6 protein-coding genes are annotated in these 12,461 nt (G+C 72.3%); 3 read left to right on the forward strand and 3 right to left on the reverse strand.

What is annotated here, in order from left to right; all coding sequences use genetic code 11:
* Position 1: 1 nt before the first annotated feature.
* The gene (gene hemW, locus BS73_RS26075; protein ID WP_037576484.1) at positions 2 to 1,273 is read right to left on the reverse strand and encodes a radical SAM family heme chaperone HemW; all 1,272 of its coding nucleotides are present in this window, start codon (positions 1,271 to 1,273) and stop codon (positions 2 to 4) included.
* Between the two features lie 123 nt (positions 1,274 to 1,396).
* Positions 1,397 to 3,421 carry a SpoIIE family protein phosphatase gene (locus BS73_RS26080; RefSeq protein ID WP_051940618.1) on the reverse strand — a complete coding sequence of 675 codons (2,025 nt, stop codon included), beginning with the start codon at positions 3,419 to 3,421 and terminating at the stop codon, positions 1,397 to 1,399.
* 324 nt (positions 3,422 to 3,745) lie between these two features.
* Here BS73_RS26080 and BS73_RS26085 point away from each other — a divergent pair, with 324 nt between their 5' ends.
* Positions 3,746 to 7,852: a HAMP domain-containing protein gene (locus BS73_RS26085; protein WP_235215732.1), complete on the forward strand. Its 4,107-nt coding sequence runs from the start codon at positions 3,746 to 3,748 to the stop codon at positions 7,850 to 7,852.
* A 98-nt stretch (positions 7,853 to 7,950) separates the two neighbouring features.
* Complete coding sequence (locus BS73_RS26090) at positions 7,951 to 8,376, forward strand: response regulator (protein WP_037581161.1); 426 nt, start codon at positions 7,951 to 7,953, stop codon at positions 8,374 to 8,376.
* Between the two features lie 74 nt (positions 8,377 to 8,450).
* On the opposite strand, the gene BS73_RS26095 is transcribed toward BS73_RS26090, so the two are convergent.
* The gene (locus BS73_RS26095) at positions 8,451 to 10,307 is read right to left on the reverse strand and encodes an AMP-dependent synthetase/ligase (protein WP_322987294.1); all 1,857 of its coding nucleotides are present in this window, start codon (positions 10,305 to 10,307) and stop codon (positions 8,451 to 8,453) included.
* A 364-nt stretch (positions 10,308 to 10,671) separates the two neighbouring features.
* Here BS73_RS26095 and BS73_RS26100 point away from each other — a divergent pair, with 364 nt between their 5' ends.
* Entirely contained in the window at positions 10,672 to 12,405 is a 1,734-nt protein-coding gene (locus tag BS73_RS26100) for an ABC transporter ATP-binding protein (protein ID WP_037576490.1), read from the forward strand.
* Positions 12,406 to 12,461 lie beyond the last annotated feature (56 nt).

Below are 12,461 nucleotides of genomic sequence, written 5' to 3' on the forward strand. Positions count from 1 at the left end.
GTCAGTCCACCAGATCGCGGACCACCGCGTCGGCCAGCAGCCGCCCCCGCAGGGTCAGCGCCGCGCGCCCGGCGGCGAACGGCTCGGCGGAGAGGAGGCCGTCGGCCAGTGCCCGTTCCGCCGCCGCCCGGCCCGCCGCGCGCAGCAGGGACAGCGGGACCCCCTCCGCGAGGCGCAGCTCCAGCAGGATCCGCTCGACCCGCCGGTCCTCCGCGGACAGCCGCTCCCGCCCGGCCCCCGGCGAGCGCCCGGCCGCCAGCGCCTCCGCATAGGCCGCCGGATGCTTGACGTTCCACCACCGCACCCCGCCGACGTGGCTGTGCGCCCCGGGCCCGGCCCCCCACCAGTCGGCCCCGGTCCAGTACAGCTCGTTGTGGCGGCAGCGCGCCGCCGCGTTGCCGTCCCCGGCGGCGGCCCAGTTGGAGACCTCGTACCACTCGTAGCCGCCGGCGGTGAGGATCTCCTCCGCGATCAGGTAGCGGTCGGCGTGGACGTCCTCGTCGGTCATCGGGATCTCACCGCGCCGGACCCGCGCCGCGAACCGGGTGCCCTCCTCGACGATCAGCGAGTAGGCGGAGACGTGGTCCGGGCCCGCCCCGATGGCCGCCTCCAGGGAGGTCCGCCAGTCGTCGTCGGACTCGCCCGGGGTGCCGTAGATCAGGTCGAGGTTGACGTGTGCGAAGCCGGCCTTGCGGGCCAGCGCCGCGCACTCCTCGGGGCGGCCCGGCCGGTGCCGGCGCTCCAGCAGCTCCAGTACGTGCGGCCGGGCGCTCTGCATCCCGAAGGAGATCCGGTCGAAGCCGCCGGCCCGGAGTTCCTCCAGGTAGCGGAGGTCGACGGACTCCGGGTTGGCCTCGGTGGTCACCTCGGCGTCGGCGGCGAGGCCGAACTCCGCGCGGATCGCGCCGAGGATCCTGGCCAGTTCGCCCGCCGGAAGCAGGGTCGGGGTGCCGCCGCCGAAGAAGACGGTCCGCACGGTCGGCAGCTCGCGGCCCTCCGCGCCCAGCACCCGGGCGGCCAGCCGGATCTCCTCGATCACGTTGTCCGGGTAGGTGTCCTGACCGGCCAGGACGCCGCCGGCGGAGCGCAGCTCGGCGGCGGTGTAGGTGTTGAAGTCGCAGTAGCCGCAGCGGGAGGCGCAGTACGGGACGTGGACGTAGAAGCCGAAGGGCCGGGCGGCGGCCGGGCCCGCCGGGTGGGGGCCGTCGAGGGCCTGCGGCGGCAGTGCGCCGTCGGCCGGTACGGGCTCGCCGTCGGGGAGTGCGGAAGGCATGCCTCCCATTGTCCGCGACCCGGCGGCGAACCCGTGCCCGGCCGCTGCGGCCCGCCGCCGAGGTCGGCCGCCGCAACCGGTCGCTGCGGCCGGGCGCCCCTGCCCCGCCGCCGAGGCCCCGCCTCAGCCGGCCGGCTCCCTGACCTGGAGGACCAGCATCGCGATGTCGTCGTTCGGCGCTCCGGGCCCGAAGCCGAGCACCACCCGGCGCAGCCGGTCCGCGACCGCCTCCGGGCCGAGGCCCGCGCAGCCGGAGAGGAGTTCGGCCAGCCCGCCGCCGTCGTCGAGGAGCGCACGGCCGCGCCGGCGCTCGGTGACCCCGTCGGTGACGCAGAGGAGGGTCTCGCCGGGCATTATCCGGAACCGCTCGGTGGTGTACCGGGCGTCGGGCGAGATCCCGAGCATCAGCTGCGGCTCGGCGACCGGGCGCACGCCGCCGTCCCGGCCGAGCAGCAGCGGCAGCGGCTGCCCGGCGCAGGCCAGCGCGCAGCCGACGGAGCCGTCCTGGTGGGGCGTCAACTCGCCCTTGAGCAGCGCGAGCATCCGCGCCTCGGGGATGGCGCCGTGGGCCTGACCCCCGCCCGGGCGCTCCCGGTCACCGCCGCCGCGATAGGCGCCGGCCCCGGTGTCGGCCCCGGTGTCGGCCCCTGGGCCGGTCTCCGGGTCGCTCTCCCCCTGGGTGTCCTCGATCAGGGTGCGGTTGACCCGTTCCAGCACCTCGGACGGCTGGCCGCCGCCCTGGTAGCGGGCGAGCAGTCGCAGGGAGTGCCGGGCGAGCCCGGTGATCGCGGCGGCGCGCGGGCCGTGGCCGCAGACGTCGCCGAGGGCGAAGGCCCAGCGGCCGCCGCCCGGCAGCGGGAACAGGTCGTAGAAGTCCCCGCCGACCTGGCTGCCGCGCTCGGCGGGTTCGTAGACCACGGCCGTACCGAGGTTCGGGATGACCGGCAGTACCTGCGGGAGGAGGCCCCGCTGGAGCGCGTGGTTGGCCTCGACCTGGACGCGGTGGGTCTCGGCGGCGTGCAGCGCCGGCACCACCCGGCGGGCCAACTCCTCCAGCAGTTCTATGTGTTCGGGCGGGAACCGGTCGGCGCGGCCGACCTGGAGGAGGCCGAGCCCGCGCCCGTTGTGGATCAGCGGGAACTCGCGGGCGACGCCGCCGAGCCCGCAGAGCCCGGCCAGGCCCGCGGCCTGTCCGGGGGTCTCCAGGAGCGTGCGGAGGGCCTGTGAGCGCCGCTCGTCCGTATGCCAGACGAAGACCGGGAAGAGCGCTCCGGTCTCCGGGTCGGCGAGGTGGACGGCGGCCCAGTCGGCCAGCCGGGGCACCACCAACTGGGCGGTGATGGTGGCGATCTGGCGTCCGTCGAGCAGCCCGGCGAGGAGCTGTCCTGCCTCCGCGAGCAGGGCGAGCCGCCCGCGCTCCGCGGTGTCCGAGGTCTCGGCGCTCTTCGCGATCGCCGCCGGCTTCGCGATCGCCGTCGGCTTCGCGGTCCGTGCGCCGAGCGCGGGGCGAGGGCGCGGGAGCGGGCCGCCGGACATCTCCGTCTCCCCCTGGGCCTCCTCGGGCAGCTCGGGCGGTTCGCCCCGCAGCCCCATCAGCCCTCCCGGCGCTCTCCGCCCTTCCACCCCTTCCACGCCTGCCGGGCCTTCCATGCCTCCCGACCCTTCCGCGCCTGCCGGGCCTTCCGGCCCTTCCGGGCCTCCCACCGGCAGGCGGAACCAGGCGCGGCGGCGGCCGCCGCCGAAGTCCACGCCCCAGTCGGTGCCCGCCGGCGCGGCGAACGCCAGATAGTGCAGCCGGCTGTCGAGGGGCGCGCGGAGCATCCCGTCCACCATCTCAAGCTCCAGTGCGCCGGGCCGCAGCCGGCAGCGAAGTTCCGCCCCGCTGGCCGAGTGGAGCACCGCCTCATGCGCCAGCAGCCCCGCTATCTCCCCGAGTTCGGCGTCGGTGAGTCCCTCCCGGTCGAGGAGCTCGCGGACCGCCCGCCGGGCCCGCTCGGCGTCCGAGCGGGTCGGGTAGGTCGGACCGAGGCGCAGTACGCCCAGGTCATCGCGGTGGTCGCGGTCGTCGCGGTCGGCTCCGTGCACCCCGGTCCGCTGCGGGGGTGGGGCGGCGGATCGGGCGGCGATGGCGGTATCGGGGCTGTTCATGGAGGCGTTACCTGCCCTCCGGTGAGTGAGTCGGACGGGGCTCGCGCACCGGGGAGGCAATACCGCGGAGTCCGCCTCGGCACGGCAGCCATGGTGACAGACTGAGCGCGTTCATACGCGTCAAGTAATCGGATGAGCACTATGAGCACCCTGCCACGTGGCACCCTCAAGGCGCGGGCCTCGCAGGGGGCAGCGGGCGACGCCTCGGTCGCGTCCGCCGCCCCGGCCGTCCCCGCCGTCCCGCTGGGCCCCGCCCGCGCCGCCGACCGCCCCGCCGACGGCCACTGGGTCCGCGTCGGGGAGCTCCGCCCGCTGCTCGCCGCGCTGCGCAATCTGCGGGACGGGCACTTCCGTAGCCGGATGGACACCGCGGCGACGGTCGGCGACGGCATGGTCGGCGAGCTGGCCGTGGTCTTCAACCAGGTGATGGAGCGCAACGAGCACCTGGTCAACGAGTTGAGCCGGGTGCGCCGCGAGGTCACCCGGCAGGGGCGGCTGGACGAACGGGTGCTGCCCAGCCCGGGCCCGGGCTCCTGGGCGACCGGCGTGCAGTCGGTCAACTCGCTGATGGACGCCATGGTGATCCCGGTGACCAAGGTGACCCGGGTGCTGGACGCGGTGGCCGAGGGCGACCTCTCGCTGCGGGTCGACCTCCACGACGGCTCCCGTCCGCTCCGCGGCGACCTCCGTTGGATCGCCCGCGGGGTGAACCGGATGTGCGACCGGCTGGCGCTGGTCACCGGAGAGGTGACCCGGGTGGCGCGGGAGGTCGGCACCGAGGGCCGGCTCGGCGGGCGGGCCGAGCTCCAGGGCGGCTCGGGCAGCTGGCGCGAGGTGACGGAGGCCGTCAACACCATGGCGGCCCGGCTGACCTCGCAGGTGCGGGACATCGCCCTGGTCACCACGGCGGTGGCGAACGGGGACCTGAGCCGCAAGATCACCGTCGAGGCGACCGGCGAGCTGCTGGAGCTCAAGCTCACCGTCAACACCATGGTGGACCAGCTGTCCGGCTTCGCCGACGAGGTCACCCGGGTCGCCCGCGAGGTCGGCACCGAGGGCAGGCTCGGCGGTCAGGCGCAGGTGCGCGGGGTCTCCGGGGTCTGGAAGGACCTCACCGACAACGTCAACCTGATGGCGGACAACCTCACCCGCCAGGTGCGGAACATCGCCCAGGTGACGACGGCGGTGGCCAACGGCGACCTGTCCAAGAAGATCACCGTGGACGCCCAGGGCGAGATCCGCGAGCTGAAGGACACCGTCAACACGATGGTCCACCAGCTGTCCGGCTTCGCCGACGAGGTCACCCGGGTCGCCCGCGAGGTGGGGACCGAGGGGATGCTCGGCGGCCGGGCCGAGGTGAAGGGCGTCTCCGGCACCTGGAAGGACCTCACCGACAACGTCAACCTGATGGCCTCCAGCCTCACCTCGCAGGTGCGGAACATCGCCCAGGTGACGACGGCGGTGGCGAACGGCGACCTGTCGAAGACGATCACCGTCAACGCCCAGGGCGAGATCCTGGAGCTGAAGGACACCGTGAACACCATGGTGGACCAGCTCTCGGCGTTCGCCGGCGAGGTGACCCGGGTGGCCCGCGAGGTGGGCACCGAGGGCCAGCTGGGCGGCCGGGCCCAGGTGCGCGGGGTCTCCGGGGTCTGGAAGGACCTCACGGACAACGTCAACTTCATGGCGGACAACCTGACCTCGCAGGTCCGCAACATCGCCCAGGTGACCACCGCGGTGGCCAACGGCGACCTGTCCAAGAAGATCGCGGTGGACGCCCGCGGCGAGATCCAGCAGCTGAAGGACACCGTGAACACCATGGTGGACCAGCTCTCGGCGTTCGCCGACGAGGTGACCCGGGTGGCCCGCGAGGTGGGCACCGAGGGCCAGCTGGGCGGCCGGGCCCAGGTGCCGGGCGTCTCGGGCGCCTGGAAGGACCTCACGGACAACGTCAACTTCATGGCGGACAACCTGACCTCGCAGGTCCGCAACATCGCCCAGGTGACCACCGCGGTGGCCCAGGGCGACCTCTCCAAGAAGATCGACGTGGACGCCCGCGGCGAGATCCTGGAGCTGAAGTCCACCATCAACACCATGGTGGACACCCTCTCCGCGTTCTCCTCCGAGGTCACCCGGGTGGCCCGGGAGGTCGGCTCGGAGGGCCAACTCGGCGGCCAGGCCCGGGTGGAGGGCGTGGACGGCACCTGGAAGTCGCTGACCACCTCGGTCAACGAGCTGGCCGGCAACCTCACCACCCAGGTCCGCGCGATCGCCGAGGTGGCCAGCGCGGTCGCCAACGGCGACCTGTCCCGGTCGATCTCCGTCGAGACCCGCGGCGAGGTCGCCGACCTGAAGAACAACGTCAACCTGATGGTGGCCAACCTCCGCGAGACCACCCGGGCCAAGGACTGGCTGGAGACCAACCTGGCCCGCCTGGCCAGCCTGATGCAGGGCCACCGCGACCTGGTGGAGGTCGCCGACCTGATCCTCCGCGAGCTGACCCCGCTGGTCTCCGCTCAGTACGGCGCCTTCTTCCTGGCCGAGCGGGACGACGAGGGCGAACCGGTCGGCCGGGAGGGCGAGTTGGGCCAGCACGGCGCCACCGTGGCGCCCCGCCTGGCGTTCATCGCCGGCTACGGCTCGGCGCACGGCGGCGAGGAGGGCCCGGACGGGCAGCAGGGCCTGGTGGCCCAGGCGGCGGCGGAGAAGTCCCGCATCCTGATCACCGAGACCCCGCCCGACTACATCAAGATCAATTCGGGTCTGGGAGAGGCCTCCCCGGCCTGTGTCGTGGTGCTGCCGATCCTCTTCGAGGACCAGGTGCTCGGCGTCATCGAGCTGGCCTCGTTCAGCCGGTTCAGCGACGTCCACCTGGCCTTCTTCGACCAGTTCTCCAGCACCATCGGCGTGGCGATCAACACCATCATCGCCAACTCCCGCACCGAGGCGCTGCTCTCCCAGTCCCAGCGGCTCACCCAGGAGCTCCGCCGGTCCAACTCCGCGCTGGAGGAGAAGGCCGCGCTGCTGGCCACCTCCTCCCAGTACAAGTCGGAGTTCCTGGCCAACATGTCGCACGAGCTGCGGACGCCGCTGAACTCGCTGCTGATCCTGGCCCGCCTGCTGGCGGACAACGGGGACGGCCACCTCTCCGCGGAGGAGGTGCAGTTCGCCCGGACCATCCACCGATCGGGCAGCGACCTCCTGCAGTTGATCAACGACATCCTCGACCTGTCGAAGATCGAGGCCGGCCGGATGGACGTCCGTCCCAAGCAGCTGCCGCTGGTGAAGCTGCTGGACTACGTGGACGAGACCTTCCGTCCGATAACGCTCGACCGCGGCCTGGCCTTCGAGGTGGAGGTCGCCGAGGACGTGCCGCGCAGCATGGTCACCGACGAGCAGCGGATCCAGCAGATCCTCCGCAACCTGCTGTCCAACGCGGTCAAGTTCACCTCCGCCGGCCGCGTGCGGCTGCGGGTCTGCCGGGCCGCGCCCGGGCCGGGCGGGGTGGAGACGGTCGCCTTCGCGGTCGACGACACCGGGATCGGCATCGCCCCGGAGAAGCTGCCCGGCATCTTCGAGGCCTTCCAGCAGGCGGACGGCACCACCAGCCGGAAGTACGGCGGCACCGGGCTCGGACTCTCCATCAGCCGGGAGATCGCCCGCCTCCTCGGGGGCCGGATCACCGCCGAGTCCGAGCCCGGGGTCGGCTCGGTCTTCACCCTGTACGTGCCGGTGTTCACCGCTCCCTCGGCGGGCCAGTCGCCGGAGGAGCTGCAGGAGGCCGCGGTGGACGGCTGGTCGGCTCCGGGCCCGCGGCCCGGACCCGGTGGCGCGGGTCCCGCCGCACTGCCCGAGATGGCAGGACGCCAACCGGCGGTGTACGGCGCCCCCCGGGCCGGCCAGATCCCGGAGCCCGACTCCGACGCGGCCGACACCGCCGAGGCGGCCTCCCCGGTGGACTTCGCCAACGAGGCGCTCTGGTCGGGCGCCAAGCGGCTGGGCGCCTGGAAGCAGGGCCCGGTCGGCCGCGCCCTGGACGGCCGCACCGTGCTGATCGTGGACGACGACGTCCGCAACGTCTTCGCCCTCACCCATGTCCTCGGCCGGCTCGGGATGCGCGTGGTCTACGCCGAGAACGGCCGGGAGGGGATCGAGGCCCTTGGCCGGGACGACGCCGTCGGCCTGGTGCTGCTGGACATCATGATGCCCGAGATGGACGGATACCAGACCATCCGGGCGATCCGCGGCACTCCGCGCTATGCGGGCCTGCCGATCGTGGCCCTCACCGCCAAGGCGATGCCGGGCGACCGCGAGAAGGCGATCGCGGTCGGCGCGTCGGACTACGTCCCCAAGCCGGTCGACCTGGACCGGCTGCTGCGCGTCATGGGTGAGCAACTGGCCACGGACGAGGTTGAGTTGGAGGCTCAGTGAACGCGGGTTCGCAGGAGCGGGGAGGCCGGGGCGCCGACGGGGCCGGAAGCGGGCGCCCGCCGGACGCCGGGGGCGAGGGGGCGGACGGGGACGCCGGCATCCTCCTCGTCGACGACATGCCGGACAACCTGATCGCGCTGGAGTCCGTGCTGCGCCCGCTCGGCCGCCGCACTGTGCGCGCCCTCAGCGGCACGGAGGCCCTGAAGGCGCTGCTCCGCGAGGAGTTCGCGGTGGTCCTGCTGGACGTGGTGATGCCGGAGATGGACGGCTTCGAGACGGCCGCCCACATCCGCCGCCTCGACCAGACCCGGGACATCCCGATCGTCTTCCTCACCGGCGCGGACCGCGGCGGCAACCTGGCCTTCCGCGGTTACGCGGCCGGTGCGGTGGACTACCTGACCAAGCCCTTCGACCCCTGGGTGCTCCGGGCCAAGGTGTCGGTGCTGCTGGAACTGCACCGGCGGGGGCGGCGGATCGCCGAGCTGGAGGGCGAGGTGGCCCGGCTGACGGTCGGCGCGGAGTGAGCCGCGGAGTGGACCGCGGCGTGAACGAAGAGCGCGGGTGAGGGCGGAGCCCGGCACCCGCGCGGTCCTCACTTCTACTTCTCCCGGGCGCCCTCGTACATCCCCTCGATCAGCCCGGCGTACTCCTTCTCCACCACCGGGCGCCGGACCTTGAGGCTCGGCGTCAGCTCGCCGTGCTCGATGTCCAGGTCGCGGGGGAGGAGCTCGAACTTCTTGATCGTCTGCCACCGTTGCAGCTGCCCGTTGAGGGTCTGCACATCGGCCTCGATCATGGACTTGACCTCGGGCAGCGCGCAGAGCTCGGCGTAGCCCTTGCCCTCCTGGCCGTGCGCCTTGGCCCAGTCCAGCAGGGCCGGCTCGTCCAGCGAGATCAGCGCGGTGCAGTAGTTGCGGCCGTTGCCGATCACCAGGATGTTGCTGACGTACGCGCAGATCGCCTTGAACTTGCCCTCGACCTCGCTGGGCGCGACGTACTTGCCGCCGGAGGTCTTGAACATGTCCTTCTTGCGGTCGGTGATCCGCAGGAAGCCGGCCTCGTCCAGCTCGCCGATGTCGCCGGTGTGGAACCAGCCGTCCTCCTCCAGCACCTCGGCGGTCTTCTCCGGCTGGTTGTGGTAGCCGCGCATCACCGCGGGGCCGCGCAGCAGCACCTCGCCGTCCTCGGCGATCCGCACCTCGGTGCCGGGCAGCGGCCGGCCGACGGTGCCGATCCGGTAGTCCTCGCCGGGGTTGACGGTGGAGGCGGCGCTGGACTCGGTGAGGCCGTAGCCCTCCAGGATGTGGACGCCGGCGCCGGAGAAGAAGTAGCCGATTTCGGGGGCCAGCGAGGCGGAGCCGGAGATGCAGGCCCGCATCCGGCCGCCGAAGGCCTCCCGGATCTTGCCGTAGACCAGCTTGTCGGCGACCGTGTGCTTCAGCGCCAGGCCGAACGGGTACTCCCGCTTGCCCTTGGCCACCAGGCTCTCCTGGCCCACCCGGCCGTACTCCCGGGCGACCCCGGCCGCCCACTGGAAGATCGCGTACTTGGCGCCGCCCTCACCGCGGGCCTTGGCCGCGATGCCGTTGTAGACCTTCTCGAAGACCCGGGGCGCGGCGGCCATGAAGGTGGGCTTGACCACCGGCAGGTTGTGGATGATCCGGTCCACCCGGCCGTCCACCGCGGTGACGAAGCCGACCTTGATGTGACCCGAGGTCAGGGTCTTGCCGAAGACGTGGGACAGCGGCAGCCAGAGGTACTGCACGTCGTCCGCGTTCATCAGGCCCAGGGCCTCCTGGGCCACCGCCTGGTAGGACCAGCAGTCGTGGACCAGGCGGACGCCCTTGGGGCGGCCGGTGGTGCCGGAGGTGTAGATCAGGGTGGCCAGCTGGTCGCGCTCGATGGCCTCGACGGTCTTGGTGATCGCGTCCGGGTGCTCGTCCAGGTAGGTGGCGCCGCGCTGCTCCAGCTCGGCGAGGGAGAGCACCTCCAGGCCGGGCACGTCCTCGTCGGGGGCGGCACCGTCGAAGGTCACCACGAAACCCAGCTCGGGGAGGTCGGACTTGCACTCGACGACCTTGGCGAGCTGGGCGGCGTCCTCGGCGAAGAGCGCCCGGCTGCCGGAGTCGGAGAGGATGTACGAGGTCTCGTCCGCGTTGGTGGTCGGGTAGACCGTGGTGGTGGCCGCGCCCGCGCACATCACGCCGAGGTCGGCGAGGATCCACTCGATGCGGGTGGAGGAGGCGATGGCCACCCGCTCCTCGGGCCGGATGCCGAGGGCCATCAGCCCGGCCGCGATCCGGTTCACCCGCCGGGCGGTCTGCCCCCAGCTGAGGGTCCGCCACTGCTCCGCCCCCGGCGAGCCGTCCGCCGCCTGGGCGTCCACCGGCACCGGGTACCGGTAGGCCTCCAGGTCGGGGGTGGCCGCGACCCGCTCCAGGAAGAGCTGCGCCACGGAGGCGGGACGGTTCTCGATCCGGGCTGCTGCCAAAGACTGGTTCGCGGTCCCGTCGGCGGAACCATCCGCGCTTGGGGACGACGGGGCCTCGGTTCGGGGCTGGGCGGAACTCACGACTACCTCCGGGGCGGGCGGCCCGGCGAGGTCGGGCGGACCGCTTGGTTAACTCACCGGTAATCAGGGACGAGCCTCAGCCTAGGACCTCGGAGGGGCGGTTCGTAAGAGTTCCGATGGGCGGAAAGCGTGAGCGATTGCGCGGAAAACCAGGCGCGCCCCCGAGGACAACCGCGTACGATGTACGCACCTAACCCCGGAAGCCCGTCCACGCGCGTCAAGCGCGCCGATTCTGCTGAGAGAGCCCGTGCTGATCCGACTGCTCAGATCGCATCTGAAGCCGTACCGAAAATCCATCGCCGTACTGATCGTGCTTCAGCTGCTGTCCACCCTGGCGAACCTGTACCTGCCCACGCTGAACGCCGACATCATCGACAACGGCGTGGTCAAGGGCGACACCGGATACATCCTGACCACCGGCGGCGTGATGATCGGCGTCACCGTGGTGGGGATCCTCTGCCAGATCGGCGCCGTCTACCTGGGCGCCCGCAGCGCCATGGCGCTCGGCCGGGACGTCCGGGCGTCCGTCTTCTCCCGGGTGCAGACCTTCTCCGCCCGCGAGGCGGGGCACTTCGGCGCACCCTCGCTGATCACCCGCACCACCAACGACGTCCAGCAGGTGCAGATGCTGGTGCTGATGACCTTCACGCTGATGGTCGCCGCGCCGATCATGTGCGTCGGCGGCGTCATCATGGCGCTCAACCAGGACGTTCCGCTCTCCGGGCTGCTGCTGGTCATCGTCCCCGTGCTGGCCGCCGTCGTCGGCTCGATCATCGTGCGGATGCGGCCGCTCTTCCGCTCCATGCAGGAGCGGATCGACGGCGTCAACCGCGTGCTGCGGGAGCAGATCACCGGCATCCGGGTCATCCGCGCCTTCGTCAAGGACACCCACGAGCGGGAGCGGTTCGGCGTCGCCAACAACCGGCTCAAGGATGTCGGGATGCGCGCGGGATCGCTGATGTCGATGATGTTCCCGCTGGTCATGGCGGTGGTGAACCTCTCCAGCGTGGCGGTGATGTGGTTCGGCGCCCACCGGATCGACAGCGGCGGGATGCAGATCGGCGCGCTCACCGCGTTCCTCAGCTATCTGATGCAGATCCTGATGTCGGTGATGATGGCCACCTTCATGTTCATGATGGTGCCGCGCGCCGAGGTCTGCGCCGAGCGGATCCAGGAGGTCCTGGAGACCGACACCACGGTCGTCCCGCCGCTGGCCGGCCTCCGCGATCTGGACCGGCACGGCCATCTGGAGCTGCGCGGGGTCGAGTTCCGCTTCCCCGGCGCCGACGCCGCCGTGCTGCGCGACATCGACCTGGTCGCCCGGCCCGGCCAGACCACCGCGGTGATCGGCTCCACCGGGTCGGGCAAGTCCACCCTGCTCAACCTGGTGCCCCGGCTGGTCGACGTGACCGCCGGCCAGGTGCTGGTGGACGGCAAGGACGTCCGGGAGCTGGACCCGGAGGTGCTCAACCGCGCCGTCGGCCTGGTCCCGCAGCGGCCCTACCTGTTCAGCGGCACCGTCCGCTCCAACCTGAGGTGGGGCGACCCGGACGCCACCGACGAGCAGCTCTGGCACGCCCTGGAGGTGGCCCAGGCCAGGGACTTCGTCGAGGGCCTGCCCGAGGGCCTGGACGCGCCGATAGCCCAGGGCGGCACCAACGTCTCCGGCGGCCAGCGGCAGCGCCTCGCCATCGCCCGGACGCTGATCCGCCGCCCGGAGATCTACCTCTTCGACGACACCTTCTCCGCGCTGGACTACGCCACCGACGCCCGGCTGCGGGCCGCGCTCTCCCGGGAGACCGCGGAGGCCACCGTGGTCATCGTCGCCCAGCGGGTCTCCACCATCAGGGACGCCGACCGGATCGTGGTCCTCGACGAGGGCCGGGTCGTCGGCAGCGGCACCCACCACGAACTGATGGAGACCAACGAGACCTACCGGGAGATCGTCCTCTCCCAGCTCACCGAGGAGGAGGCGGCGTAATGAGCTCGAATTCGGCGAACGCCGACTCGGTGAACGAGGAGACCAAGGCCGCGAAC

The sequence above is a fragment of the Phaeacidiphilus oryzae TH49 genome (assembly GCF_000744815.1).
GTDB classification, from domain to species: domain Bacteria; phylum Actinomycetota; class Actinomycetes; order Streptomycetales; family Streptomycetaceae; genus Phaeacidiphilus; species Phaeacidiphilus oryzae.

Excerpts from the sequence above, each read along its gene's own strand:
- BS73_RS26080 (WP_051940618.1), bottom strand. The coding sequence starts at position 3,421 with ATGAACAGCCCCGATACCGCCATCGCCGCCCGATCCGCCGCCCCACCC.
- hemW (WP_037576484.1), bottom strand. The coding sequence starts at position 1,273 with ATGCCTTCCGCACTCCCCGACGGCGAGCCCGTACCGGCCGACGGCGCA.